The 24,557-nt window shown below is 65.4% G+C and carries 28 protein-coding genes and 1 tRNA gene; 14 read left to right on the forward strand and 15 right to left on the reverse strand.

Going from position 1 to position 24,557, the window contains the following annotated elements; all coding sequences use genetic code 11:
* Positions 1-127: 127 nt before the first annotated feature.
* Positions 128-1,021, reverse strand: a complete 894-nt coding sequence (locus F8237_RS06935; RefSeq protein ID WP_151643139.1) for an NAD-dependent epimerase/dehydratase family protein — start codon at positions 1,019-1,021, stop codon at positions 128-130.
* On the reverse strand, positions 1,018-1,542 hold the full coding sequence (gene rfbC / locus F8237_RS06940; RefSeq protein WP_151643141.1) for a dTDP-4-dehydrorhamnose 3,5-epimerase: 525 nt from the start codon (positions 1,540-1,542) through the stop codon (positions 1,018-1,020). Before rfbC ends, F8237_RS06935 begins: the two co-directional genes overlap by 4 nt.
* Before the next feature lie 134 nt (positions 1,543-1,676).
* Between rfbC and F8237_RS06945 the strand changes: the two genes are divergently transcribed.
* On the forward strand, positions 1,677-2,909 hold the full coding sequence (locus F8237_RS06945) for a class I SAM-dependent methyltransferase (RefSeq protein ID WP_151643143.1): 1,233 nt from the start codon (positions 1,677-1,679) through the stop codon (positions 2,907-2,909).
* Positions 2,910-2,919: 10 nt separating this feature from the next.
* Here F8237_RS06945 and F8237_RS06950 read toward each other — a convergent pair whose 3' ends face one another.
* The 5 genes from F8237_RS06950 to F8237_RS06985 all read right to left on the reverse strand — a co-directional run bounded on the left by F8237_RS06950 (position 2,920) and on the right by F8237_RS06985 (position 7,821).
* The gene (locus F8237_RS06950; protein ID WP_151643145.1) at positions 2,920-3,129 is read right to left on the reverse strand and encodes a hypothetical protein; all 210 of its coding nucleotides are present in this window, start codon (positions 3,127-3,129) and stop codon (positions 2,920-2,922) included.
* 127 nt (positions 3,130-3,256) lie between these two features.
* Positions 3,257-3,676 carry a DUF4118 domain-containing protein gene (locus F8237_RS06955; RefSeq protein WP_151643147.1) on the reverse strand — a complete coding sequence of 140 codons (420 nt, stop codon included), beginning with the start codon at positions 3,674-3,676 and terminating at the stop codon, positions 3,257-3,259.
* 137 nt (positions 3,677-3,813) lie between these two features.
* Complete coding sequence (locus F8237_RS06960) at positions 3,814-5,007, reverse strand: MFS transporter (RefSeq protein WP_151643149.1); 1,194 nt, start codon at positions 5,005-5,007, stop codon at positions 3,814-3,816.
* A 52-nt stretch (positions 5,008-5,059) separates the two neighbouring features.
* On the reverse strand, positions 5,060-5,680 hold the full coding sequence (locus tag F8237_RS06965) for a TetR/AcrR family transcriptional regulator (protein ID WP_151643151.1): 621 nt from the start codon (positions 5,678-5,680) through the stop codon (positions 5,060-5,062).
* Positions 5,681-6,864: 1,184 nt separating this feature from the next.
* Positions 6,865-7,821, reverse strand: a complete 957-nt coding sequence (locus F8237_RS06985; RefSeq protein WP_151643155.1) for an N-carbamoyl-D-amino-acid hydrolase — start codon at positions 7,819-7,821, stop codon at positions 6,865-6,867.
* Positions 7,822-7,931: 110 nt separating this feature from the next.
* Between F8237_RS06985 and F8237_RS36830 the strand changes: the two genes are divergently transcribed.
* Complete coding sequence (locus tag F8237_RS36830; RefSeq protein ID WP_244626084.1) at positions 7,932-8,288, forward strand: hypothetical protein; 357 nt, start codon at positions 7,932-7,934, stop codon at positions 8,286-8,288.
* Between the two features lie 213 nt (positions 8,289-8,501).
* Positions 8,502-8,825: a hypothetical protein gene (locus tag F8237_RS06995; protein WP_151643157.1), complete on the forward strand. Its 324-nt coding sequence runs from the start codon at positions 8,502-8,504 to the stop codon at positions 8,823-8,825.
* 32 nt (positions 8,826-8,857) lie between these two features.
* Here the strand turns inward: F8237_RS06995 and F8237_RS07000 are convergent, their stop codons facing one another.
* Both F8237_RS07000 and F8237_RS07005 read right to left on the reverse strand, forming a co-directional pair.
* A complete protein-coding gene (locus F8237_RS07000) occupies positions 8,858-9,832 on the reverse strand; it encodes a tripartite tricarboxylate transporter substrate binding protein (protein ID WP_151643159.1) in 975 nt (324 codons plus the stop codon).
* 463 nt (positions 9,833-10,295) lie between these two features.
* Positions 10,296-10,372: transfer RNA gene (locus F8237_RS07005), tRNA-Pro, on the reverse strand.
* Positions 10,373-10,439: 67 nt separating this feature from the next.
* Here F8237_RS07005 and F8237_RS07010 point away from each other — a divergent pair.
* From F8237_RS07010 to F8237_RS07030, 5 genes are all read left to right on the forward strand, one after another.
* The gene (locus F8237_RS07010; protein ID WP_151643161.1) at positions 10,440-11,429 is read left to right on the forward strand and encodes an L-threonylcarbamoyladenylate synthase; all 990 of its coding nucleotides are present in this window, start codon (positions 10,440-10,442) and stop codon (positions 11,427-11,429) included.
* Positions 11,430-11,450: 21 nt separating this feature from the next.
* A complete protein-coding gene (locus tag F8237_RS07015) occupies positions 11,451-12,878 on the forward strand; it encodes an FAD-binding oxidoreductase (protein ID WP_151643163.1) in 1,428 nt (475 codons plus the stop codon).
* The gene (locus F8237_RS07020; protein ID WP_151643165.1) at positions 12,875-13,312 is read left to right on the forward strand and encodes a GNAT family acetyltransferase; all 438 of its coding nucleotides are present in this window, start codon (positions 12,875-12,877) and stop codon (positions 13,310-13,312) included. The genes F8237_RS07015 and F8237_RS07020 overlap by 4 nt, the downstream gene beginning before the upstream one ends.
* 199 nt (positions 13,313-13,511) lie before the next feature.
* Complete coding sequence (locus F8237_RS07025) at positions 13,512-14,705, forward strand: hypothetical protein (RefSeq protein ID WP_151643168.1); 1,194 nt, start codon at positions 13,512-13,514, stop codon at positions 14,703-14,705.
* A gap of 106 nt (positions 14,706-14,811) precedes the next feature.
* Entirely contained in the window at positions 14,812-15,393 is a 582-nt protein-coding gene (locus tag F8237_RS07030) for an NUDIX domain-containing protein (RefSeq protein ID WP_151643170.1), read from the forward strand.
* 41 nt (positions 15,394-15,434) lie between these two features.
* Here F8237_RS07030 and F8237_RS07035 read toward each other — a convergent pair whose 3' ends face one another.
* Positions 15,435-16,265 carry an outer membrane protein gene (locus F8237_RS07035; RefSeq protein ID WP_162005909.1) on the reverse strand — a complete coding sequence of 277 codons (831 nt, stop codon included), beginning with the start codon at positions 16,263-16,265 and terminating at the stop codon, positions 15,435-15,437.
* Between the two features lie 270 nt (positions 16,266-16,535).
* Between F8237_RS07035 and F8237_RS07040 the strand changes: the two genes are divergently transcribed.
* A complete protein-coding gene (locus tag F8237_RS07040) occupies positions 16,536-17,465 on the forward strand; it encodes a glycine/sarcosine/betaine reductase selenoprotein B family protein (protein ID WP_151643174.1) in 930 nt (309 codons plus the stop codon).
* 36 nt (positions 17,466-17,501) lie between these two features.
* Positions 17,502-18,695, forward strand: a complete 1,194-nt coding sequence (locus F8237_RS07045; RefSeq protein WP_151643176.1) for a CaiB/BaiF CoA transferase family protein — start codon at positions 17,502-17,504, stop codon at positions 18,693-18,695.
* Positions 18,696-18,900: 205 nt separating this feature from the next.
* On the opposite strand, the gene F8237_RS07050 is transcribed toward F8237_RS07045, so the two are convergent.
* Positions 18,901-19,653 (reverse strand): SOS response-associated peptidase, encoded by a 753-nt coding sequence (locus F8237_RS07050; protein WP_151643178.1) that lies wholly within the window; start codon positions 19,651-19,653, stop codon positions 18,901-18,903.
* 61 nt (positions 19,654-19,714) lie between these two features.
* On the opposite strand from F8237_RS07050, the gene F8237_RS07055 reads away from it, so the two are divergent.
* From F8237_RS07055 to F8237_RS07070, 4 genes are all read left to right on the forward strand, one after another.
* Positions 19,715-20,212 (forward strand): hypothetical protein, encoded by a 498-nt coding sequence (locus tag F8237_RS07055; protein ID WP_015687888.1) that lies wholly within the window; start codon positions 19,715-19,717, stop codon positions 20,210-20,212.
* Positions 20,213-20,215: 3 nt separating this feature from the next.
* Complete coding sequence (locus F8237_RS07060; protein ID WP_151643180.1) at positions 20,216-20,650, forward strand: NUDIX hydrolase; 435 nt, start codon at positions 20,216-20,218, stop codon at positions 20,648-20,650.
* Positions 20,651-20,697: 47 nt separating this feature from the next.
* Positions 20,698-21,075 carry a TIGR02301 family protein gene (locus F8237_RS07065; RefSeq protein WP_151643182.1) on the forward strand — a complete coding sequence of 126 codons (378 nt, stop codon included), beginning with the start codon at positions 20,698-20,700 and terminating at the stop codon, positions 21,073-21,075.
* A gap of 293 nt (positions 21,076-21,368) precedes the next feature.
* A complete protein-coding gene (locus F8237_RS07070; protein ID WP_015687891.1) occupies positions 21,369-21,635 on the forward strand; it encodes a hypothetical protein in 267 nt (88 codons plus the stop codon).
* A 195-nt stretch (positions 21,636-21,830) separates the two neighbouring features.
* On the opposite strand, the gene F8237_RS07075 is transcribed toward F8237_RS07070, so the two are convergent.
* The 4 genes from F8237_RS07075 to F8237_RS07090 form a co-directional block, all read right to left on the reverse strand.
* On the reverse strand, positions 21,831-22,151 hold the full coding sequence (locus tag F8237_RS07075) for a cupredoxin domain-containing protein (RefSeq protein ID WP_151643184.1): 321 nt from the start codon (positions 22,149-22,151) through the stop codon (positions 21,831-21,833).
* Positions 22,152-22,161: 10 nt separating this feature from the next.
* The gene (locus F8237_RS07080) at positions 22,162-22,695 is read right to left on the reverse strand and encodes a DUF4142 domain-containing protein (protein ID WP_151643186.1); all 534 of its coding nucleotides are present in this window, start codon (positions 22,693-22,695) and stop codon (positions 22,162-22,164) included.
* An 88-nt stretch (positions 22,696-22,783) separates the two neighbouring features.
* Positions 22,784-23,473, reverse strand: coding sequence for an RNA polymerase sigma factor (locus tag F8237_RS07085; protein WP_151643188.1), 690 nt, complete (start codon positions 23,471-23,473; stop codon positions 22,784-22,786).
* A gap of 106 nt (positions 23,474-23,579) precedes the next feature.
* The gene (locus F8237_RS07090) at positions 23,580-24,446 is read right to left on the reverse strand and encodes a sulfurtransferase (RefSeq protein WP_151643190.1); all 867 of its coding nucleotides are present in this window, start codon (positions 24,444-24,446) and stop codon (positions 23,580-23,582) included.
* Between the last annotated feature and the right edge of the window lie 111 nt (positions 24,447-24,557).

The following is a 24,557-nucleotide window of genomic DNA, read 5'->3' on the forward strand; positions in this document are numbered from 1 at the left end:
CGTGAAGATGCGGTTGAAGGTGGTCATTGCTCGCCCCGGCTGGCGTGAAGAGATTTCGGTCCGCATATTGCTAGCATAGCTGCGGACCCGGACAACTCCGGAGCGCCACGGGTTCCGCGTAGGGCGCTTACGCCTTCGCTGCAAGACGATCGACCCACCACGCAAGATCGCGGTCCGCGCCGGCCTCGAACCCGATGACCGGAACGCCTGCGGTCACGCTGCGGAGACGACCGATTTCGGCGGCAATGATCGGCTCGGCATCGACGCCCGTTGCGGCGATGGCGCCGAACCTGACCAGGGGCCGGGCGTCGAGGCGATCGGCGAAATGCTCAATCACGCTACGCAGGCTGCGCGGCGTGCCGCTGGCGAGATTGACCGCGCCTGTCAGATCGCTGTCGAGCACGGCGGCAATCATGTGGGCGAGGTCATCGACATAGACGAAGTCGCGAAGCTGGGCGCCATGCGAACAATCGAAGGCTTCCCCTGCGCTCAGCCTCCTGATCAGCGACGGGACGAGGCGCTGCTCCGGCTCGTGCGGGCCGAACGGGAAGAACACGCGGCCCCAGGCGGCACTCGCCGCGATGTAGGCCTCGGCGGCACCGAGCTTGGCCTGGCCGTACAGCGTCGTGGGGCGGCACGGGCTGGACTCCTCGCAGAGACCGGCTTGCGGGCCGTATTCGAGGCAGCTGCCGATGCCGAGCATCCGCTTTGTGCCGCACGCCTTCGCGCTCGCAAGCAGGTCGATGCTCGCGTCCGCCCAGAGCCGGTTGACGGGATCCTCACGATAGCGGCCCGGCCTCGCCTCCCAGGCAAGGTGCACCAGATGCGTCGGGCGAGATGCGGACAGCACATCCGCACGACCGGCACCGGACAGCAGATCGGCCATGTGCCAGGTCACGCCGGCCATCGCCGGCTGCGGCGCACGCGCAACGCCATGCACCTCGAAGCCGCGGTCGCGCAGCACAGGCACCAGCGCGCGGCCGATGAATCCGGACGCGCCCGTGACCAGTGCCCGCTTCATGACAGACAAGGCAGCGCGCGATCGCGCGCGGACAGGATCGGATCGGCAAGCGGCCAGACGATCGCGAGCGACGGATCGTCCCAGCGAATGCCGGCCGCGCCTTGCGCGTCATAGGGCACGTCGATGAAGTACATCAACGCGGTCCCGTCCACGAGCGTTTGGAAGCCATGCGCGCATCCGGCGGGAATGAATACGGCGTTGTGACGGTCGGCGGCGAGCTCGACCGAGCACCATTGGCCATAAGTCGGCAGCGACCGGCGCAGATCGACGATCACGTCGAAAGCGCGGCCGGCGACGCACCGCACCAGCTTGGCCTCCAACCGTGCAGCCTGGTAGTGCAGGCCGCGCAAGGTGCCGGCACGCTCGTTGTGGGACAGGCTGTGCTGGGCGAAATGCGTGGGCAGCCCCTGCGCCGCGAAGGCCTCGATGTCGAACAGCCGGGCGAAGAATCCGCGCGCGTCGGTCTCCGGTTCGATCCCGATTTCCAGGACGCCTGGCAGGGCCAATGGCGTGAACTTCATGTCAGGCGCTCCCTCCCGAACACCCATGGCGAAATTCGTTTTTTCATTGCATCGCGCGCAGCGATGTCGGAACTTCTGTGGTTCCAGAGGATTCCCTAGCAGCCGACGCAGAGCGGCACAACAAGGCGCTTGCCATGACCGGGCACCGATGCCGCTTCTGCGCCGAGGACATCGACGACACTTTCGTCGATCTCGGCCGGTCGCCCCTGGCGAACTCCTTCGTGCCGCCCGAGCGGGCGGACATCGACGAGCCGGTCTACCCGCTGCAGGCCTATGTCTGCCGCGCCTGCGGCCTGGTCCAGCTTCCGCAGTTCGAGCCCGCGGCGAGCATCTTCGACCAGTATCTCTATTACTCCTCCTATTCCGAGAGCTGGCTGCGGCACGCCGAGGCCTACGCCGCGGAGATGATGGCGCGCGCGACGCTCGGAGCAACATCGGAAGTGATCGAGATCGCCAGCAACGACGGCTATCTCCTGCAGTATTTTCGGCGCGCCGGCATCCGCGTGCTCGGCGTCGAGCCGGCCAGCGGCCCCGCATCGGCCGCGCTCGCCAAGGGCGTTGCGACCAGGACCTGCTATTTCGGCCGTGACACCGCTGCAATGCTCCGCGCCGAGGGCCACAGGCCCGACCTGATCGTCGCCAACAACGTGCTGCCGCACGTGCCCGATCTCAACGACTTCGTCGCGGGCCTGCGCATCCTCCTGCCCGAGACCGGGCGCATCACGCTCGAGCATCCCTCTCTCCTGCACCTGATCGAGCAGGTCCAGTTCGACACGATCTATCACGAGCATCTGTCGTATTTCTCGCTCGCGACGGCCGAGACGATTTTTCGCGCCCATGCCTTGCGGGTCTTCGATGCGGACGAGCTGCCGACGCATGGCGGCTCGCTGCGTCTGCACGTTTGCCACGAAGCGGCATCTCCTACGCCCTCCCCGGCGCTCGACGGGCTGCGCCGGCGCGAGGCTGCGGCGCGGCTCCACCAGGCTGAGACCTATCGTGATTTTCGGGAGAGGGTTGCGGCCAAGCGCGAGACGATCCGCGACTTTCTCGTCACGGCGCGGCGCGCGGGCAAGACCGTGCTCGCCTATGGCGCGCCCGCGAAGGGCAACACGCTGCTGAATTATTGCGGCGTCACGCGCGAATTGATTCCGTTCACCGTGGATCGCAATCCGCACAAGCAGGGCCTGCTGCTGCCGGGAACGCATCTGCCGATCCGCGATCCTTCGGCTTTGCTCGCGGCGAGGCCCGATTACGTCTTCATCCTGCCCTGGAATCTGAAGGACGAGATCATCGCCCAACTGCCGGAGGTTCGCGCCTGGGGCGGGCAGTTCGTGGTGCCCGCGCCCGTTCTGTCGATCGTGTCCTGATGGTTAACGATCAGGCCGCGAGCGAGGTGGCGTAATCCGCGCGGGTCGCGAAATAGGTTTCCAGTTCGGACAGCGCCCGCTCTTCCCATTCCCTGGCCTGCTCCAGCAGCGACCAGCGCTGGCCCGGACGGAATGCAGCGGTCTGGCGATAGAGCGATGCGATGCCGCGGTAGCGGCGCACGTTCTCAAAGATGGCGTGACCGTTGATCTGGCCGTTCATGTCGAAAACTCCCTCGTCATTCCCGGGGGAGAAATTGCGGCCAAATCTTTTTCGAAAAGTTAGCGGCGCGCGGCAGATGCGCGGATGGTTGCCGGACTGTTGCGCGGGCGCAACGCGCGCAGCCCGTTTATTGCGGATTCGTTGCCGCGTTCTCGCCCGAGGACTTCAGCCCGCCGCGGCTGACGATCGCCGCCGTCTGGCGGCAGAGATCGGCAAGGCCGATCAGAAACACCACGAGCAGGAAGAACAGGTTGATGGAATCCGCATCGGCACTGGTCAGCGCGCTGAACTGGAAGAATGGCGGCATGAATGCCCACCACACCAGCGCAATGGTAAGCAGCGCCGCGAACGTCGCGGCCGGCGCGCCGGCGACGAGCCCGACCACGAAGATGCTGGGCAAAAATGCCGCGAAATAAAGTTTTGCACCGAGCGCGACGCAGACGCCCTGAAGAGCAGCCGATGCTGCGACGACGGCGAATCCGAGCAGAAACGCCTGCCACGACCATGGCCGTACTCGCGGTACTCCAAACAGTTCCGCACGCTTCATCAGCCTCCCCCTGCCACCTGTTAACCAGGCTCGCTTGCGACCAAAGTACTACAACCGCAGGGAAACCGCGAGGCGGAAATTGCGCCACGGCGGGCTTGGTAAACCACCGCAGCGCACAATCCCGGCGACGTCGGCGATCATTCGGTGGCGGCGTAGATCAGGCCCGCAACGGGCAGCGCGAGGCCGATTGCCGAGGCCAGCGTCCAGCCGCCCTGCGCGAAGGCCCAGGCGCCGACCGCTGAGCCGGCGGCGCCGGCCGCGAAGAACGTCGCCATATAGAGGCCGTTGAGGCGGCTGCGGTGCTCGTGCCCGAGCAGGAAGATGGCGCGGAAGCCGAGCACGACATTGCCCTGGGCGCCGAGATCGATGGCGATCGCCGCCACGATCAGGCAGGCGAGGTTCAGCGCCGATCCAGCCGCGCCGATATAGCTGACGAGGAAGCCAAAGGCCGCAAGCAGCATCGCGACGAAGGTTGCGACGCGGCTATGACCACGGTCGGCGAGCCGTCCTGCGATCGGCGCTGAGAACACGCCGGCGACACCGGCGAGCGCGAACAGCGCGATGCCGCGCTGGGTGAAGCCGAATTCGCGCGCGAGCTGGAGCGGCGCGACGGTCCAGAACAGTGTGAAGCAACTGAACAGGCTCGCCTGGTACAGCGCGCGGCGCCGCAGCAGCGGCGTGGTGCGCACCAGATGCGGCATCGACAACAGCAGCGTGCCGTAATGCATGCGCGCAACCGGCTTGCGCTTCGGCAGCGTCATCCACAGCACGGCAGCGAGCACGATCATCAGCGCGGCGGAGGCGAAGAACACCGCATGCCACGACAGCGCCGCGGTGACGAAGCTCGACACCGGCCGCGCCAGCATGATGCCGAGCATCAGGCCGGTCGAGACGTTGCCGACGACACGGCCCCGGATCGCCTCCGGCGCCAGATGCGCCGCATAGGGAATGATGACCTGCACCGCGACCGAGCCGACGCCGATGAACAGCGCCGCGACCAGGAACGGCAGCGCATGGGTGGCGAACGCCGCCGCCAGCAACGCCGCGGCACCGAGCATGATGATCGAGCAGATCAGGGCGCGGTTCTCGACGAGATCGCCGAGCGGCACGATGAACAGCAATCCGGTGCCGTAGCCGATCTGCGTCATGGTGACGATCAGCCCTGCCGCTGCATGCGACAGGCCGAGCGCGGCGCTGATCGGCGCGATCAGCGGCTGGGCGTAATAGATGTTGGCGGCGATCATGCCACAGGCCGCAGCCAGCACGAAGGTCAGTCGCTGCGACACCGCATCCGGCCCCGGCGCGGTCTCGATCGTGGCATTCATCGTCATTTACATGGTCTCCGAACAATCGGGAACGATCGTTCTCTAACAAGACAGAAATTCAGGCAAGCAGCTTCATCGCGGCGCCGACGAGGCGGTCCCCGTCGAGCGGCAGGCGCGCCTTGCCGACGACGCGCAGCCCCTGCGTGATGCAGATCATCAGCCGCGCGGTGTCGTCGACCGCGACATGGCGGGGAATCGAACCGTCGGCCTGCCCCTCGCGAATGAGGCCGGCGATGAAGCTCTCGTTAGTCTGGAGCTGCGCGCTGACGCGGGCCCCGACGACGGGATCGACCGCCGACAACTCGACCGCGCTGCCGACGACGAGACAGCCACGCCGGCCTTCGCTGCCCTGGGACTGTTCGACATAGGATAGCAGCACGTGGCGCAGCCGCTCGCGCCCATTTGCGCCGCGCGCCGCGGCACTGCGGGTCTGCTCCTGGCGTCGCGCCGTGTAGCGCTCGAAGGCGGCGAGAAACACCGCATGCTTGTCGCGAAACGCCTTGTAGATGCTGCCGGTGGCAAGCCGCATCGCCGCGGTGAGGTCGCCAATCGAGGTGGCGTGATAGCCGCGCTCGCGGAACACCCGCACGGCGCGGTCCAGCGCGATGTCCATGTCGAACTCCCGGGGACGGCCGGGCGGACGGGCAGAGTGTTGCGGGCGGTGGGTTGCTTTTTGCATTGCGGAACAATAGGGAATGATCGCTTCCGAATCAAGGCACTTGGTTGTGATGGGGGGGGGGCGGTTAGGCAAAGTTGCCAGGTCTCGTGTCCCGGACGCGCTGCAGCGCGTAGCGCTGCTGCGCTGCGTCCGGGGCACAAGAGCGGAGCGAGCCCGCACTCTCTCCTCCTCGTCATTGCGAGCGCAGCGAAGCAATCCAGATTCTTTACGCGGAGGGCTTCTGGATTGCTTCGCTGCGCTCGCAATGACGGAGTGTGAGGCGGCATACTGATTCTCCAAATGACGCTGTCATTCCCCGCGAAAGCGGGGAATCCAGTACGCTGCGGCTTCTCGTTTCAATCACTGCTGTCTCGGAGTACTGGATCGCCCGCCCCAGTGCGCAAGTGCGCACAAGGCGGGCGATGACAGCGCGTGTGGGGGTGCAAACGTGCATGGTGGTTCTCGCGGCGCGTTTCGCCCGAGCTTTGCCTCTTCTCTCGGCCCTCAAATCCAAGAGGGCGCAGGGAAGACCGGGTGCCGACAGGCACCCGCGGTCCGCTGCGCGAAAAGCACACGCAGGAAAACCGCACAGCAGCATACAGGTGTCGCCGATCACTCGGCCTTCCCTGCGCGATGGTTGGACGGCTTATGCCGTGCTCTCCCGGGAGCCGAACTTTCCTTCTGGCCTCCCTCGCCCCGCGAATTGACGATGCCGTCCGCCCGGTTGGGCTCGCGCGCATCTCCGCGAAAGGCTTGACCGTAGCAACGACGGCCAGGACCACACGGTTTTGCCGTACGCAGCTCATCCGGCTTCGCCAGGAGGCTTCGCCGAACTTTGGCGCCGCTCGTCCGCACATGGCCACGGGCTCACAGGGACTACCCGCCCTGCCCGCACCTCTCGCGCACGACGCTGCCGCGTCCACCGCAGGCCCGGCTCGCAACTCGTGACGACGTACGATCGCCCCTCAAGGATGAGCCGGGATGGGCGACACATACGCCATTTCCGAAATTCGGTAAAGTGGAATATTTTTGGCGACGTGCCTTGACACGACGGCGAAACAGGGCGGCGGCGATCACCGTCGGCGCTGTCATTCCGGGGCGCGCCCCTTGGCGCGAGCCCGGAATCCATTGATCTGCATAATATGCCGCCCGATGGATTCCGGGCTCGATGCTGCGCATCGCCCCGGAATGACGAGGAGAGGGTGTCACCCCTTCCGCACCGGCGTGCCGTCCGCCATCGTCGTCACGCCCTTGCGCTCCACGATCATCCCATACGCCTTCGGCTGGCGGTGAACGTCGAAATTGAACGTCGTGCGCTTGTAGGAATTGCAGAGATCGAGGTCGCAGCGGGCGAGCGCGATCTCGTCGCCCTTGGTCGTGCATCGCGCGATGATCTCGCCGGATGGCGCGACGATGCAACTGCCGCCGATGTGATCCACGCCCTCCTCGACGCCAGCCTTGGCGACGCCGACCACGAAGGTGCCGTTCTGATAGGCGCCGGACTGCATCACCAGATGATTGTGAAACAACGAGAGATCGTCGTGCTCGGGCGCGGGCGGATTGTGCATCGGCGTGTTGTAGCCGATCATCACCATCTCGACGCCCTGGAGGCCCATCACGCGATAAGTCTCGCTCCAGCGGCGATCGTTGCAGATCGCCATCCCCATCACGCCACCGAACGCCTCGGTCACGCCAAAGCCGTTGCCGGGCTCGAAATAGCGCTTCTCCAGATGCTGGAATTCGCGCCACGGCTCGTGCTCGGCATGGCCGGGCAGATGGACCTTGCGGTACTTCAGGACGGTGGCACCGCTCTTCTCGACCAGAATGGAGGTGTTGTAGCGACTGACAACGCCGGCTTCGACCGTCAGCTCGGCGAAGCCGAGGCAGAAGCCGATGCCGAGCTCGCGCGCGAGGTCGAACAAGGACTGCGTCTCCGGCCCCGGCATCTCGCGCTCGAAGAAGCTGTCGATCTCGGCCTGATCCTCGAAATACCAGCGCGGAAAGAATGTGGTCAGCGCGAGCTCGGGATAGACGATCAGGTCGCAGCCGTTGGCGTGCGCCTGCCGCATCAGGGCCATCAGCCGCGTCACGACCTCGGTTCTCGTTTCGCGTCTTGCGACCGGGCCGAGCTGACCAGCCGCAACATTCACAAATCTCGCCACACGTCGTTCCTTCGTTCGCTTCTTGCGTCGCCAAGCACCTTCGCGCGCGGCGCGCCGCAGCACATGCAGATTCCGCGCCTGTAAAGCTTGCCGCTCAAGGACCAGACGCCATGCGGTTCGAATCAGGGAACCATCGTTGCCGATCTGCAACGGTTCCCGGCGGCCTGAAGCCGGACAAAACAAACACCCATTCCGGCCACGAACCCTGCTCACAACGCCGTGAGACTATCAGGGGAACGACGATGCGTGCACAACGCGTTTGGAAAGTGAATGGGGCCGCCAATATCGGGCACCTTCAATCGAGACTGGACGACCTCAACAAGCGCCTCAGCCAGCTTGAGAACCAGCATCCGGACAGCTGGAAGGTTGAAGAACTGAGATCGAGCGCGCTCAGCCTGTCGCGGGAGATCGACGACATCCGCTGCGCCGAGGCGACGGCGGCATTGAGCGAGCTGTTGCGGAAATAGCCGGGTCGACGGCCCGCCGCGCCTGGAACCAACCACACTCGCCGCCATTGCCATGCTGAGCATGGAGCGGATCATGACCAGACACCTGACGCGAGCCCATCTCGCGCGCGGAGTGGCCGGCGCGGTGTCCACGCTGGTCCTGTGCGCGACGATGGCCTTCACCATCGCGCGCCACTTTGCGTTGTAAGAATCTGGCGCTGTGAGGAGTTTGACATGACGGATCCCGAGGAGTTGGTGCGGCTGCAAGGCTACGGCGAGATGACGTTGCGCACGGCCGTCACGACCTTGATGCTGCTTGCGCCGCGCGAACGCACCGACGCCGCCATCTTCCGCGTCCGCGACGACGTGCGGCTTGCCTCGAGCGAAATTGCCGAACTCGCCTCGGAATGGGGCATCATGCCGGCGCCCGAAGTCAGGTCGCCGAAACTCGCACCCGAGCAGCATTGGACGCACGTGGTTCGCGGCATGGTGCGCGAGGCGCCGCTGTCGGCGCTGATGGTCGCGTTCATGATCGGCGTGGTGGCAGCGCGGCGGTAGTCTCGCGACACCGCCGGCTCCAGCAGGACCGATCACTTCTGCTCGTTGGCTTTCATGTCCTCGGCATAGGGACGCAAAGCCTCGGACATGGCGTCGAGGCGCTTTTGCCACTCGGCACCGGGCAGAAAGGCAATCACCGGTTCATCGCCCGGCGAGCCCGACAGGTATTCGGGATTGCGCAGGCCTTCGGCGATCCCGGCTTCGAGCTTCCTGACGATGTCATCCGGCACGGCCTTCGGGACCGCGAAGCCGCGTTCTGCCGTCGACGTGACCGGAAAGCCGACTTCCTCTGCTGTGGGAACCTCTGATAGCGATGCAAAGCGCTTCTTCGACAGGATCGCGAGGACCCGAAGCGGCCCCTTGGTGTTGCCATGCAATTCGGGGATCTCGCTGAGACTGACCATCCCGACTTGCAGATGCCCGCCGAGCAGATCGGTCCGCTGTGCCGCCGTTCCCCGGTAGGAGATCTCGTTGGGCTCGACCTTCGCGGCCGCCGCGAGCATGCGAATGGCCAGATGTCCGTTGGTGCCGGCACCGTTGTGACCGAACGTCACCGAACCCGGCTTGCTGCGCAGTGCGGCGATGACATCCGGCAGAGTGTTGAATTGGCTGTCGGCGGGCACCACGACCACGTTCGGATCTTCGACGACTCGTGCGACCAGCCGGATGTCGTCCGTGGTGTATTGGGTCTTGCGGGTCATCGGCAGGAAATTGTAGCCGGGCACGTTGACGACGCCGATCGCATAGGCGTCGGGCGCTGCGCGCGCGATCGACGCAAACGCGATCTCTCCGCCGGCGCCGGGCTTGTTCAGAACGACAAACTTCGCCTTGCCGCCCAGCGCGCGCTCGACGAAGGGAAGCAGCTTGCGCGCCATGACATCGGTGCCGCCGCCGGGCGCAAAGCCGACGACCACTTCGATGGGCTTGTCTTCCGGCCACGCGGCCCATGCGGGCCCGCAAGCGGCGACGCCAAAAGCTGCAACGAGCGCGACGATTGTCCTGTTCATGATTTCCTGCCCTGTTTTTTGTTTTTGGCCGATCGCGCCGTCGAAGCTGCGATCGACTGTGGAGTCATCTAGCCGTGGGCTGGACTGACTGGCAACCGGTTATCCCGAGCCCAGGCGCTCGATGGGCGGTGGCGATTCGCGAGGCAAGTCAGCAAGCGTCAGGGGCGGTCGATCCAAATTCCATGAGGGCAACATTCGCCGGACATCGTCCGCGAAGTCCCGCGGCGGTCCTTGCCCGCGGCGCTTATGATCGGCTCGCTGGCGGCGAGACGGTCGCCCTCTGACCTACTGCACGAAGGCGGACCATTGATGCCGGCGAATGACAAGCCATGCCACGTGCACAGGCCGCCCTGCCCGGCCAAATCGGCCGTGGACCCGCCCGGAAAATCGTTGCAGAAAGGGCGCTCCCGAGGCGTCGTCGGCCGGTCCGCCCGCCTCTGGAAAACGTCAACTTTTGAAATCTTGGTCGGAGTGGCAGGATTCGAACCTGCGACCCCTGCGTCCCGAACGCAGTGCTCTACCGGGCTGAGCCACACTCCGACAAGAGGCCGGCTTATAGCGTCGGGTGTGGCGCACTGCAAGCTGCCGGTTGAGGAATTTCGTCCCAGTGAAAACGGGTCTTGAAACGCTGATTTTACCGGCCGGAGCGGCCGCCGCCGAGACCGCCGCCCGGCGGCTGGCCGCCGGCGGGCTGGTCGCATTCCCGACCGAGACGGTCTACGGGCTCGGCGCGGACGCCGCCAATGCGGCCGCAATCGCCCATCTGTACGCCGCAAAGGGCCGGCCGGCCTTCAATCCGCTGATCGCCCACGTCGCGGACCTCGCCGCCGCGCGGGCCATCGGGCGGTTCGATGCCCGTGCCCTGCGGCTGGCGGAGGCGTTCTGGCCGGGGCCGCTGACGCTGGTGGTGCCGAAAACGGAGGGCTGCCCGGTGGCCGATCTCGCCACCGCCGGCCTCGACACGGTTGCGATCCGCATTCCCGCCCACCCCGTGGCGGAAGCCATCCTGCGGGCCTTTGGCGGGGCCGTGGTGGCGCCGTCCGCCAACATCTCCGGCCATGTGTCGCCGACGCTGGCCGCCCATGTCGCAAGCGACCTTGCGGGGCGGATCGACCTGATCGTCGACGGCGGACCGGTGGCGGTCGGCGTCGAATCGACCATCGTCGGCTGCTTCGACGCGCCGATGCTGCTGCGGCCGGGCGGGCTGTCGCGCGAACGGATCGAGGCAGTGCTCGGCGCGCCGCTGGCGCGGCCGTCCGTCGACGCCGGGAGCGACGACAGCCAGCCGCTGGCGCCGGGCATGCTGGCCTCGCATTACGCGCCGCGCGCCCAGGTGCGGCTCGACGCGCGCGATGTCGCCCCGGGCGAGGCGCTGCTGGCATTTGGCCCTGCGCGCCTGCCCGGCCTTGACGCCGCGTCCGCGGTCATGAATTTGTCGCCCGCGGCCGATCTCGATGAGGCCGCCGCGAACCTGTTCGGCCATCTTCGCAGCCTCGATGCGAAGGGAGCGCGGACGATCGCGGTGATGACGATCCCTGACGAGGGACTTGGCGAGGCGATCAACGACCGGCTGCGCCGGGCGGCGGTGGCGAGATAAGAGCAAGCAAGAGACGAGACAATGAACATCAACAAGCCTGCCACTCCTCCGCTTGCGCCCGAGCTGATCGACCAATTCCGCAAGATCGTCGGCGAGCGCCACGCCATCACCGATGCGGCCGACATCGAGGCCTACGTCACCGAGGAGCGCAATCTGTTCCACGGCCGCTCGCCGCTGGTGCTGCGCCCGGGCACGACCGCGGAGGTCGCCGAAATCTGCAAGCTCGCCTCCGCGCACAGAATCGCGCTGGTGCCGCAGGGCGGCAATACCGGGCTGGTCGGCGGCCAGACGCCGCACAATGGCGAGGTGGTGGTGTCGCTGCGCCGCCTCGACAAGATCCGCGAGGTCGACACGGCGTCGAACACCATGACGGTCGAAGCCGGCGTGGTGCTGCAGATCGCGCAAGCGAAGGCATCCGACGTCGACCGGCTGTTTCCGCTGTCGCTCGGCGCCGAAGGCAGCTGCACCATCGGCGGCAACCTCTCGACCAATGCCGGCGGCACCGCCGCGCTCGCCTATGGCGTCGCGCGCGAGATGGCACTGGGGCTCGAAGTGGTGCTCGCCGACGGGCGCGTGCTCAACACGCTGTCGAAGCTGAAAAAGGACAACACGGGCTACAATCTGCACAACCTCTTCATCGGCGCGGAAGGCACGCTCGGCATCATCACCGCGGCGACGCTGAAGCTGTTTCCGAAGCCGCGCGCGGTCGAGACCGCCTATGTCGGGCTGAAGTCGCCGGCGGCGGCGCTGAAGCTGCTGACCATCGCTCAGAGCGAGGCCGCCAATTTGCTGACGAGCTTCGAGCTGCTGTCGGAGATGGCGGTCGATTTCTCGGTCCGTCACGCCATCGACGTGCGCGATCCGCTTAGCCAGAAGCATCCCTGGTACGTGCTGATGGAATTGTCCTCTCCGGGCGACGACGCCCGCACGCCGCTGGAGACGATCCTCGGCCGCGCCATGGAGGAGGAGATCGTCGACGACGCCGTGATCGCGGCCAGCCTCGCCCAGCGCAACAATTTCTGGAAGCTGCGCGAGGAGATGTCGGCGGCGCAGAAGCCGGAGGGCGGCTCGATCAAGCACGATATCTCCGTGCCGATCGCCGCCGTGCCTGAGTTCATCGAGGAGGCCAACGCCGCCGTGGTGAAGCTGATCCCCGGCGCGCGACCGGTGCCGTTCGGCCATCTCGGCGACGGCAACCTGCACTACAATGTCAGCCAGCCGGTCGGCGCCGACACCGCGGACTACCTGGCGCGCTGGCACGAGATGAACGCGGTGGTGTTCGCGATCGTGCTGCGCATGGGCGGCTCGATCTCGGCCGAGCACGGCATCGGCGTGCTCAAGCGCGACGAGCTGCCCGACGTCAAGGACAAGACCGCGATCGAGCTGATGCGCGCGATCAAGGCGATGCTCGATCCGCTCGGCATCATGAATCCGGGCAAGGTGCTGTGAGCGCCTCGCTCACGATCGATGCGATCGGCGATGCCGATGTCGAGCCGGTCGTCGCACTGTGGCAGCGCTGCGGCCTGACGCGTCCGTGGAACGACCCGCATGCCGATATCGCGCTGGCGCGGCGGCGGGAGAACTCCACCGTGCTGATCGGCCGCGACAATGGCACCATCGTCGCCACCGTCATGGTCGGCCATGACGGTCATCGCGGCTGGGTCTACTACGTCGCCGTCGATCCCGATGGCCGCAAGCGCGGCTTTGGCCGCGCCATCATGACGGCCGCGGAAGACTGGCTGCGCCAGGCCGGCATCGCCAAGCTGCAGCTGCTGGTCCGCCGCGAGAACGCGCAGGCCAACGCGTTCTACCAATCGCTCGGCTTCGAGGAATCGACGTCGGTGATGTTCCAGAAGTGGCTCGACGGGCGCGCGCCGGGATAAGCCAGCGGGCAAGTACCAAGACCGCCGCGACAACCTGCCCCGGCAACGGCCTCGTGCCGCGGCGGCGAATCTTCAGCTCCGCCACTTGATTGGCGGCACGATTTCATACACGTTATGGTAGTTTATTCTTTCTGCGATCGCGCAACGGATTCCGTGTGCGCACGCGTTTCATTCTTGAAATTGCTTTCAGGGACCTGCGATGAGCAACATGCAGAACACCACGTTGATCGCTACAGGCATCGTCGCGTCGCTGCCCTTGATTCCCGTGGGACACTACCTGTGCTTCGGTTGGCCGGTACGCAAACTGCAAATCGTCTCGCGCCTTTCAAATCAATCGATCGGCTACTACAGGATGGCCTTTTGCCCGGAGAGCGAGTTCGTCGACAATGTCGGATTCTCGAAGGATTACGACAGGCGATATGGCCGCCCCCTGTTCCTGGTTCCGATGCTTCTGCTCGCGATCACGCTGTTCGCCTTTTCGTACTATTGCGTATCATGGGTGCTTTCGCATGATTGGGCCGGCGCCCAGGAGGGCACCGCGAAGATCGCCATCCTGTCGCTTGCCGGCGCCTATATGTGGATCACATACGATCTCATCTTCCGGGCACGGCAGAACGACATCGTGACATCCGATGTCAATCGCGCAACGTTGCGCCTGTTGATCTCGCTGCCATTCGGATTTGCCATCTCTGCGTTTTCCGGTGTCGTAACTGGCTCGACGGTCACATTGAGTACCGGCGCCCTGGCGTTCTTCGTCGGCGCCTTTCCAACCGATACCGTCCTCAAATTCATGCGCCGTACCGCCGCGATACCGCTCAAGCTCGATGCAGATACAAGTGAAGACGGCGTCCAGCAGCTCAAGAAGATCGACGGCATCACCGTGCCAATCGCCGAGCGCTTCATCGATGAGGGCGTGAAGACGGTCGCGCAGCTTGCCTATGCCGATCCCGTCGCACTCTCGATCAGGTCCGGCATGGATTTTTCGTTCGTCCTGATCTGCTGCAGCCGGGCGATGGTGAAAATGTACTTCGACGACGACCAAATGAAGATCGTTCAGAAGTATGGATTGCGTAGCGGCCTCGAAATCAAGACTCTGAACGATTTGCTTCTGGGCTATGACGAGCTCCGCGACCAGGCTGCAGCAAAAGGCGAACCTGAGCCAGCTCCGACGTCCTCCCAGGCTGCGGCGCAGCGTCAACTGTTGGCCTTCGCGAATGCCGTGACGCTGGACACGGATTCCACCCGTTTCGTCCTTGATCAGATTGCCGAAGATCCCTACACACGGTTCGTGTGGTGGATGTGGCCCGATATGCCGGGACTGGCGGATCTGCCCGACGAGCCCGAAGCGACGGAGACGCCATCGCCCGTTGTCGCGGCGGAACTCACGCAATAGATCCGGCAAAAGCCGACCGGCCACTCGCGGATTGCAGGAGCCGCGCCGATTGAGCTTGGCAGGCTCCATCGCGCGAACAGCGGTGCCGAAAACCAAGGAAGATCTCTTGTCCATTTCCGACCGCGTCCGCATCAAGGACGTCCGCGTGCTCTCGGACGGCTGGACCACCCTGAAGAACACGACGTTCGACTACCGGCGCGCCAATGGCGAATGGCAGACGCAGCACCGGGAAACCTATGAGCGCGACAATGCCGCCGCCGTGCTGCCGTATAATCGCGCGCGGCGCACGGTGATCCTGGTGCGCCAGTTCCGCCTGCCGGCGTTCATCCGCGGCTACGACGATCTCCTGATCGAGGCCGCCGCCGGCGTGCTCGACGACGCCTCCCCCGAAGTGCGCATCCGCGCCGAGGCCGAGGAGGAGACCGGCTACCGCCTGCACCACGTCCACAAGGTGTTCGAGGCCTTCATGAGCCCGGGCGCGGTGACCGAGAAGCTGCATTTCTTCGTCGCCGAGTACGAGCCGGAGATGCGGGTCGGCGCCGGCGGCGGCCTCGAGCATGAGGGCGAGGATATCGAAGTGCTCGAGCTTTCCATCGACGAGGCGCTGGCGATGATCGCCGACGGCCGGATCATCGACGCCAAGGCGATCATGCTGCTGCAATACGCGGCGCTGCATCTGTTTCGGTAGCGCTCTCCGCCGCCAGCGCTACGCCGCCAAGACCGCAGGGATCACACCGGCGGCAACGCCTTTGGCGTGGAGACGTTCAGATTGTTGCCCCAGGCACCGCCTGCGCGGCCGCCAGCGTAGAAGCCTTCCCACGGATTGGCCGGCGGAGGCGGCGGCGTGTTGACCCGCGTGCTCGCATAGGCGGCGGAGGCGCGCGCCGGCGGCGCGAACTTGTAGCTCAGGCCGATCGTGACCGTCTGGAATTGCGCATGCACGCTCGCGCTGTTCGAGCTCCACCCGGTGAGCGGCGCGGGCGCCGTCATCGCGGGGAGATCGACGGTCCCGAGATCGACGTACTGGTATTCGAAGTTGAGGACGAGGTTGCGGGTCAGCATGTAATCCGCGCCGAAGCCTCCGACCCAGCCGCCCCTGACGACGGAGCTCTGCCCGCTGAGGGGCGCGATGGAGAAGGTGTCTCCGAGGGTCCCCAGATTGTAGGTGTTGTTCAGCTTGACGTTGCCGAAGGCGACACCGCCGGTGCCGTAGATCAGGAACGAGCCAACCACCATTCCAACCCGCGCCCGCGCCGTGCCGTACCAGTCGATGCGCGCGGTCGCGTCTGCCGACGGATAGACGAACGCCGGGATGCCGCTGGAGAAGGTGCCTGTCGTTTCGCTCTTGAGGCCTGTCCAGGACAGATCGCCCGCGAAACCGAAGACGACATTGCCCCGCTGCCAATTGTAGCCGGCGACTGCACCGGCCAGCCAGCTCGAACTGCTGGCGGACCCGAAGCCGACTGGAGCGACGGTCGCCGGAAGGGCGCTGGCGGATTCGGCCGACGCCAAAGCAAGCAATGCTACGGCGGCCGCACTTGCGAACGATCGGGATGACATGGAGCGAACACCGGAAATATCGGGAAGTAAGGTCCTACCTTCGCGGCAGGCCTGTTTTAAACGACTCGCACCATGCATGGCGCGGCAATGGGCGACAAGAACGGGATGGCCCGGACAGGCGCACCGCCATACCGAAATTCCCCAGGTTGCTTCGCTGCTCCACGCAGAATGCAATGCTGGTGTCCATTTACCCACCGAGTGTTGAGCGACGGGCGGACTACCTCTAGTCTGGCGTGAATAAGGCCTGTGGAAAGAAGAGGAGACGCGCCCATGTCCGCCCCGCGCGACGACGAGTTCGGCTTTGCGCCCGACTATGATGCCCCCGTCCCCTATATGCAGCGCACGCGGGATTATTACGCCGCGATCGGCTACACCACGGCCTATCGCTGGGCGCATTACACCGAGGCGCCGTTCCAGCCGCTGAAGAAGCAGCTAGCGCAGTCGCGCGTCACCATCATCACGACCGCCGCGCCGTTCGATCCGGCCAAGGGCGACCAGGGACCGGGCGCGGCGTATAACGGCAGTGCGAAATTCTACCAGGTCTATGACGGCGACACGTCGCAGCAGCACGATCTGCGCATCTCGCATATCGGTTACGACCGCAAGCACACCACAGCCACTGACAACGGCAGCTGGTTTCCGCTGCCGCAACTCCTGAAGGCGAGCGCCGCGGGACGGATCGGCGAAGTCGCCCCGCGCTTCTTCGGCGCGCCGACCAACCGCAGCCACCGCGTCACGCTCGACACCGACGCGCCCGAGATCCTGGCGCGCTGCCTCGCCGACGCGGTCGACGTCGCCGTGCTGGTGCCAAACTGCCCGGTCTGCCACCAGTCCACGGCGCTGGTAGCGCGGCATCTCGAAGCAGGCGGCATTCCGACCGTGGTGATGGGCTGCGCCAAGGACATCATCGAGCACGCCGCCGTGCCGCGCTTTCTGTTCTCCGACTTCCCGCTCGGCAATTCCGCGGGCAAGCCGCACGACGTCGCCTCGCAGGCGCAGACGCTGGAGCTCGCGCTCAAACTGCTGGAAAGCGCCAGCGGCCCGCAGACCACGATGCAGTCGCCGCTGCGCTGGAGCGAGGACGCCTCCTGGAAGCTCGACTACAACAACGTCGCGCAGCTTTCGCCGGAAGAACTGGCGCGCCGCCGCGCCGAGTTCGACAAGCAGAAGGAGATCGCGCGCGGCAACCGCGCCGCCTGACGTCCTCCAATAACAACAATCATCGGGGAGAGCGACGTGACGCGACCGTTCGAGGGCGTGAAGATCCTGGACTTCACGCAAGTGCTGGCCGGTCCCTATGCGAGCTACCAGCTCGCCCTGCTGGGAGCGGATGTCATCAAGGTCGAGCGGCGCGAGGGCGAGGACATGCGCCGCACGCCGCTCAGCCGCGAATGGGCCGAGCGCGGGCTTGCGCCGGCGTTCCAGGCCATCAACGGCAACAAGCGCAGCCTCACGCTCGATCTGCAAAAGCCTGATGCGATTGCGATCGTGAAGAAGCTTGCCGCGCAGGTCGACATCGTCATGGAGAATTTTCGCCCGGGCGTGATGGACAAGCTCGGCATCGGCTACGAGGCGCTCTCGGCGATCAATCCGAAGCTGATCTATTGCGCGGTGTCGGGCTTCGGCCAGACCGGCCCGGACCGCCTGCGGCCCGGCTATGACGGCAAGATGCAGGCGCTGTCGGGCATCATGGCGATCACGGGCCATCCCGAAACGGGTCCGACGCGCGCGGGCTTTGCGGTGTGCGACGTGCTCTCCGGCGCCACGGCCGCGTTCGGCGTGTCGAGCGCGCTGTACCAGCGCGACCGCACCGGCAAGGGTCAGTTCGTCGACGTCTCCATGCTGGAGGCGACGATGGCGTTTCTCTCCGGGCAGATCGCGGACTGGTCGGTCGCCGGTCACCGCCAGCAATTGTCGGGCAACCAGGCGGTGAGCCGCCGGACCACGGCGAATTTGTTCAGATGCGGCGATGGCCACATTCTGCTCGCCGTCAACAACGAGAAGCAATACCGCGCGCTGATGTCCGCGCTCGGCCGCGAGGACGCGCTGTCCGATCCGCGCTTCGCCGACTGGTTTTCGCGCAACGAGAACGAGCCGGCGCTGCGTGCCATCATCGAGACGGCGCTGGCGAAAAGGCCCGCACGCGAGTGGGAAACGATTCTGGAAGACGCCGGCGCGCCCTGCGCCAGCATCTGGAAGGTCGAGGAGGTCATCGATCATCCCCAGATCAAGGCGCGCGGCGCGATCCAGGAACTGGATACGCCCTATGGCCGGCTGCGCTTCGCCGGCAGCGGCTTCAAGCTCGCGCATGGCGGCGGCAGGCTCGACCGGATGGCACCGGAGCTGGGCGCGGATACGGATGCGGTGCTGGGCGAGTTGGGGTTCGATGCAAAGGAGATCGCGGGGTTGCGGGAACGGGAGATTGTGTGAAGGCAGCGCTTCGCATTTTCCCGTCATCCCGGGCGCGCGTAGCGCGAGCCCGGGATCTATAACCACAGGGAGCGATTATGGCGCGAGGTGATAACGACGAGTCGTCGCCAAACTCCGCCCTGTGGCTTGGGATCCCGGATCTGCGCTTCGTTTGTCCGGGATGACCGCGGAGTAAATGGCGCCAGCTTGCCCAAGACGCACGCAGCTAAAACAACGACCCCTGCCCGTCATCGGCCGATCCCGCCGTCTTCCGCACGACCTTCTTCGGCTTCATTGCCTCCGCCATCTCCTCCGCGCTGATCGGCAACAGCAACTGGTCGTCGTCGTTGGCGACGCGGTTGACGCGGGTGGAGACGGGGTGCCAGGCGAATTCGCCGATGCGCGGAGCGGTCATCAGCGGCAGGATCGCATCGATCTCGTCGCCGCGACTGTCGAGCCAGCGCTCGAAATCGCGCGGGCTGATGGTCACGGGCACGCGGTCATGCAGCGCGGCGAGATCCTCGCTCGCCGCCGCCGTGACGATCGCCACGGTGTCGAGTTCCTCGCCGTTCGGTCCGGCCCAGGTCTCGAACAAGGCGGCGAAGCCGAGCGGCGTGCCATCGGCGCGATGGATGAAATAGGGCTGCTTGCGGCCGTCTTCCGCCTTCCACTCGTAATAGCCGTCGGCCGCGATCAGGCCGCGGCGCCGGCGAATCGCGTTTTTGAACGCCGGCTTCTCCAGCACCGTCTCGGAACGGGCGTTGATCAATAATGTAAATCCGCGAGGGTCCTTGACCCAGCTCGGCAACAGGCCCCAGCGCATAAGCCGGAAATGGCGGGTGCCGTTCTCGACCAGAACGACCGGAATCGGTTGTGTCGGGGCGACATTGTACCGGGGCGGGAAGTTCGGCTGCTCGATATAGCCGAACAGTTGCCTTAAAGCCGCGGGGGCCGAAGTTATGACAAAGCGTCCACACATCCTGGGGCCAATATAGGGTCCGTTGAGGTCCTTTTAACCCCGAACGTTAACACTGCAGCAGATGAGCTCAACGGCCTCCCAACCCGCGACGCATGCAAGGACGGGCCCCGAGGCCGCGGCCTGGGCCGAGCGGCTGCGCGTGGCCAACATCAACCCGCGGACCGGGCTTGCCACGGACTATCTCAATCATTTCAACGAAGCCGTGATGCTGCTCGAAATGATTCCCGACATGCCGGAATGCGCCGAAGACTTCCTGACCTGGACGCCGCTGTCCTATGCCGAGCATTTCACGGCGTCGAATTTCAAGGCACGGGATCTGGCAATTGAAGCCTATGAGAAGGCCGAACCGTCCGTACGGGCCCAGTTCGACAACATCACCCAGACCCTGCACTCGATCCTGACCGCGGTCGGCACAGCCATGCGCGAGGTCGAGAAGGACGAGACTCGCGTCAAGCTCGCCGAGCAGGCCACCCTCTGGGTCCAGCCGCTGATCGCGGCCTGCGGCGGCGTCATCCATGGCGGCGCGGACGCCGACGTCGATACCATCATGGCGAATTGAGCCGTGCCTCCGGTCGTCCAGCCCGCCCGTCCCCAGCTCGCGGTCAGTGCCGCGATCTTTCGCGGTGGCAAGGTGCTGCTGGCCCGCCGCGCCCGCTCGCCCGCCAAGGGGTTTTATTCGCTGCCGGGCGGCCGGGTCGAGTTCGGCGAATCGCTGCACCAGGCACTGAGCCGCGAGGTCGACGAGGAAACCGGGCTGAAGATCGAGATCGTCGGCCTTGCCGGCTGGCGCGAGGTGCTGCCGGCCACGGCCGGCGCCGGCCATTATCTGATCATGTCCTTTGCCGCCCGCTGGGTGGCCGGCGAGCCGGCGCTCAACGACGAGCTCGACGACCACCGCTGGATCGCCCCGGACGCCCTGGCGGACCTCGGCGATCTCAAGCTCACCGGAGGGCTGGAGGAGGTCATCCAGTCAGCCCACCGGCTGATCGGGCCCTGACGGCTCCGCCTTGCGTCATCAGTCCTGAGGGGGCATACAGCCCGCCGATGTCCACGCGATTTCTGGCCATTTTTGTCCTGATTCTCGCCTGCGCCTCCGAGCCCGCGAGGGCCCAGGGCGTGGCGGCGCCGTTTGACGGCGATTTGCAGCGGCTGGCGGAGATCCTCGGCGGGCTGCACTATCTGCGCGGCATCTGCGGGGCCAACGAGGGCAACAAATGGCGCAACGAGATGCAGGCGCTGATCGATGCCGAAACCCCCTCGGGCGAGCGCCGCACCCGCATGATCGCCGGCTTCAACCGCGGCTATAACGGCTTCCAGCAGACCTACCGGAGCTGCACGCCGGCGGCGACGGTGGCGATCCGCCGCTACATCGAGGAAGGCTCGAAGATCTCGCGGGATCTCACGGCGCGTTACGCGAATTAATCTCTCTCCGTCATTCCGGGGCGCGCGCAGCGCGAGCTATGATGCGCAATTGCGCATCTGAGAATCCATCAGGCCGCAGAGTTAGTGGCACGATGGATTCCGGCGCGCGACTTCGTCGCGCCCCGGAATGACGAGAGCAGGTCGATGCGGCCGCGCCACGGGAACCCTGTCATCGTCTTTGTCCACCGCCATTAACCGTTCCTAAAGATGTGGCCTAGCGGTCGTTAATGCGCGTGCTACACCTCTGGTACAGCGCATCGCCGTGGATCGCGCCCCAGCCCTGATCGAGTTTCATGAGCCAGCCGATTTCCTACGCCCCCGCCCGCGCGCCGCTGCCCGACCACGAGCAGAAACAGGCCGCACTGAGCTATCTCAACGAGGCCTGGGCCGAAGCGCGCCATGACGGCGTCGACGGCGACTGCCTGGCGCAGGCGAGCCTGTTCGCGGCGCTCGCCGAGCTCGTCGGCACCTATGGCGAGGACGCGGTGGCGAAGTTCGTCGAGGGTTTTCCCGGCCGCATCCGCAACGGCGAATTCTCCGTCGACATCTCCCGGCAATAAGCGCCGTCTCGAAAATGACCCCGCCACACGGGCGGGGCCAGTCTACGGATGAATGACTTGGCGAACGGGATTGGCGAACTGGTTCGCGAAGTCTGCAGCGTTTTTCGCACGGAAGCCGCCTCCCCCGGACAAGCATTAGTCTCGCGATGACCGGGACATATTCCCGCTACCATCGGGAATGCGCTTCCTTCTCCCTCACGGCGCGACCTTGAGCGTCGCTTTCATGTTGGGATGATAGCGGCAGTAATAATCGACCGTTCCCGCCTTCCTCAGAACAAACGTCGCCGACTTCTTCGGTGGCAGCATCACGTCGAAATCGCCGTTCTTCGCCGTGGCAGTGTGCGCGAACACGTCCTTGTTGATCCATTCGATGGTATCACCGACCTTCGCGAACGTTTCGGCCGGTGAGACCACGAGATTTTCCATTGTGATCTGAATGGTCCCGGCGCGCGCCGGGACGACGATCGACAGCAAGACGACCGCAAGCGCGATCGAAGCGAGGCGTCCCGGCTTCATCCCACACCCCCTATTTCAGCTCGGCCGCGACATGCTCGGCGTGCTGCTGATGGCCCTGAAAAATCTTCAGGCCGGTCTGCAACAGGCTCTTGAGCTCGGCATTCCCGGCGGACGGGATGAGCTGGGTTTCCAGCGCGCCGTTGACCGCCTTGTGGTAGGCGACCTCGTTCGCGACATAGGCCTTGTCGAAGGCCGCGCCGCTCAGCTTGTCGAGCTCAGCCAGCTTGTCGCTCGCCTGCTTCGACAGCGCCTTGCTGGTATCGTTGTCTTCGGGCGTAACGTTCAGCTTCTTGACCAGCGCCAGCGCCTGCTTGTTGACCGCCTCATGGTCGCGCAGCATGTCCTCTGCAAACGCCTTGACGTCCTTGTTCTTGGCCTTTTTCTGCGCCTGCATGGCCGCGTTGATGTCGATCACGCCCGCGGTGTAGGCGATGTGAGCGATCTGCGGATCGGTGGGCTTGTCGGCTGCGCCGGCGCCCCGAAGCAGCGCGGGACTCGACAACAGAATTGCCGCGGCGAGCGCCGCGCTCCATCGGGTGAACATGTTTGAAACTCCTGTGCTGCCGGACGGTTTGCCGGCGTTGCTTCACAGGCATTGGATGGGATCTTCGCGCAAACGTTCCCGAAAAACTTCAGCCGCCGCTGCCGAGCCGCTTCAGCACTGATACGGTCAGCCGCTCGCAGCGCCACCCGGCGAACGGGAACGCATCCATCACCACCGGGCCGATCTCCTTCTCGACGTTCTCGCGCAGCATGTTGCGCGCACGGTGCAGCCGCGTCTTCACGGTCTCGGGCTTGACGCCGAGCAGATCGGCGGTCTCCTCGATGTTCATCCCCTCCATGACGCGCGCGACGAAGACCATGCGGAACACATCCGGCAGTTCGTCGATTGCGCGTTCGACGACGCGCTGGATTTCACGTTGGGCCATGGTCCTTTCCGGATCGCCTGCGGGAGAAACGGGAAATTTTATGATCTGTGCGTCGAGCGCCTCTTCCGGCAGCGCGCCGAGCTCGACATGCGGCTTGCGGCTTCGCGCCCGGCCAAGTGCCTCGTTGATGGCAATACGGGACAGCCAGGTCGAGAGCCCGGACTCGCCGCGAAAGCCGTCCAGATGTGTGAAGGCCCGGACATAGGTTTCCTGCACCACGTCCTCGGCTTCGCTGTCGCTGCGCAGGATACCGCGCGCTAGACGGTAGAGCCTGCGGTTGTTGGCCTGCATGATCTCGCGCAGTGCGGCCTCGTCACGGCCCCGTGCGCGGTCGACAAGTTCGGCTTCCGATGCTCTGGCGCCGGCGGACAGGCCGGCTGCGGTCCGCTGCATGATGGTCACCTGTTTCCATTCGTTCCGGACATTGGATGCAGGCCTGCGATAAAGGTTCCCGACTTTCTTCCTACTCTCCTCTGGAGGGGGAGGGTAAGCGAGTTCCCTAATCTGTCTCGATCGGCAGCGCCGGATCTCTCGCCCACTCCCCCATCGAGGCGTCATACAGCGTCAGCTTGTCGTAGCCGAGCTGCGTCAGCAGCAGCAGGTCGATCGTCGCCGAGATGCCGCCGCCGCAATAGCAGATCACGGTCTTGTCGCGCGTGACGCCCTGGGCCGCGAAGCTGGCTTCAGCATCGGCAAGATTCGTCAGCGTCTTGTCGGCATTGGTGAGCGATGCGGCCGGAACATTGACGCTGCCGGGAACGCGGCCGGGCCGGCCATAGCGGCTCGGCTCGAGGCCGCGATGAAACTGCGGCCCAAGCGCGTTGACGGTCACGGTCGAGGGATCGCCGATGCGCGCCTTCACGGCGGTCTTGTCGACGAAGAAGCCCGCGCGCGGCGCGGCCTTGAAGGTCGTGGCCGGATAGCCCTTCGGTGCGCCCGTCTCGATCGGCCGCCCCTCTTGCTTCCATTTGTCGAAACCACCATCGAGCACGCGCGCGTCGACACCGAGCGAGCGCAGCATCCACCAGAACCGCGTCGACCACATCATCGTGCCGATGCTGTAGAGCACGATGGTCTTGGATGCATCGAGGCCGTGGCGGCCGAAGCCGGCTTCGAGCTGCGCCACGCCGGGCATCATGAAGAACTGCTCCGCCGAACTGTCGGAGAACTCGCCTTGCAGGTCGAGGAAGTCGGCGCCCGGGATGTGGCCGGCTGCGAAGGTCTTGTCGCCGGGCACCGCGCGATAGGGCACCTCGCTGCCGGGTGGCACAGGTTCGTTGTAGGTCGTGCAGTCGTAGAGGCGGAGATTGGGATCGCCGAGGATGGCTGCGAGTTGCTCGGTGGTGATGAGGGCATTCCGACTCATTGGATGTCTCCCGTCATATGCTCACGATCTCCGTCACCCTGAGGTGGCCGCTTCTTCAGCGGCCCTCGAAGGGCGACGGCCACCAGCGGGGCCGCTCTTCCTTCGAGGCTT

Source organism: Bradyrhizobium betae, assembly GCF_008932115.1.
GTDB lineage: Bacteria > Pseudomonadota > Alphaproteobacteria > Rhizobiales > Xanthobacteraceae > Bradyrhizobium > Bradyrhizobium betae.

Coding starts and splice junctions, on each gene's coding strand:
- F8237_RS07000 (WP_151643159.1), bottom strand. CDS start 9,832: ATGAACAGGACAATCGTCGCGCTCGTTGCAGCTTTTGGCGTCGCCGCT.
- F8237_RS06965 (WP_151643151.1), bottom strand. CDS start 5,680: ATGCAAAAAGCAACCCACCGCCCGCAACACTCTGCCCGTCCGCCCGGC.
- rfbC (WP_151643141.1), bottom strand. CDS start 1,542: ATGAAGTTCACGCCATTGGCCCTGCCAGGCGTCCTGGAAATCGGGATC.
- F8237_RS06935 (WP_151643139.1), bottom strand. CDS start 1,021: ATGAAGCGGGCACTGGTCACGGGCGCGTCCGGATTCATCGGCCGCGCG.
- F8237_RS07025 (WP_151643168.1), top strand. CDS start 13,512: ATGAGCAACATGCAGAACACCACGTTGATCGCTACAGGCATCGTCGCG.
- F8237_RS36830 (WP_244626084.1), top strand. CDS start 7,932: ATGCGGTTCGAATCAGGGAACCATCGTTGCCGATCTGCAACGGTTCCC.
- F8237_RS07015 (WP_151643163.1), top strand. CDS start 11,451: ATGAACATCAACAAGCCTGCCACTCCTCCGCTTGCGCCCGAGCTGATC.
- F8237_RS07050 (WP_151643178.1), bottom strand. CDS start 19,653: ATGTGTGGACGCTTTGTCATAACTTCGGCCCCCGCGGCTTTAAGGCAA.
- F8237_RS07080 (WP_151643186.1), bottom strand. CDS start 22,695: ATGTTCACCCGATGGAGCGCGGCGCTCGCCGCGGCAATTCTGTTGTCG.
- F8237_RS07040 (WP_151643174.1), top strand. CDS start 16,536: ATGTCCGCCCCGCGCGACGACGAGTTCGGCTTTGCGCCCGACTATGAT.
- F8237_RS06960 (WP_151643149.1), bottom strand. CDS start 5,007: ATGACGATGAATGCCACGATCGAGACCGCGCCGGGGCCGGATGCGGTG.
- F8237_RS06950 (WP_151643145.1), bottom strand. CDS start 3,129: ATGAACGGCCAGATCAACGGTCACGCCATCTTTGAGAACGTGCGCCGC.
- F8237_RS06995 (WP_151643157.1), top strand. CDS start 8,502: ATGACGGATCCCGAGGAGTTGGTGCGGCTGCAAGGCTACGGCGAGATG.
- F8237_RS07070 (WP_015687891.1), top strand. CDS start 21,369: ATGAGCCAGCCGATTTCCTACGCCCCCGCCCGCGCGCCGCTGCCCGAC.
- F8237_RS07035 (WP_162005909.1), bottom strand. CDS start 16,265: ATGTCATCCCGATCGTTCGCAAGTGCGGCCGCCGTAGCATTGCTTGCT.
- F8237_RS07075 (WP_151643184.1), bottom strand. CDS start 22,151: ATGAAGCCGGGACGCCTCGCTTCGATCGCGCTTGCGGTCGTCTTGCTG.
- F8237_RS07085 (WP_151643188.1), bottom strand. CDS start 23,473: ATGCAGCGGACCGCAGCCGGCCTGTCCGCCGGCGCCAGAGCATCGGAA.
- F8237_RS06945 (WP_151643143.1), top strand. CDS start 1,677: ATGACCGGGCACCGATGCCGCTTCTGCGCCGAGGACATCGACGACACT.
- F8237_RS07055 (WP_015687888.1), top strand. CDS start 19,715: ATGAGCTCAACGGCCTCCCAACCCGCGACGCATGCAAGGACGGGCCCC.
- F8237_RS07090 (WP_151643190.1), bottom strand. CDS start 24,446: ATGAGTCGGAATGCCCTCATCACCACCGAGCAACTCGCAGCCATCCTC.
- F8237_RS07065 (WP_151643182.1), top strand. CDS start 20,698: ATGTCCACGCGATTTCTGGCCATTTTTGTCCTGATTCTCGCCTGCGCC.
- F8237_RS06955 (WP_151643147.1), bottom strand. CDS start 3,676: ATGAAGCGTGCGGAACTGTTTGGAGTACCGCGAGTACGGCCATGGTCG.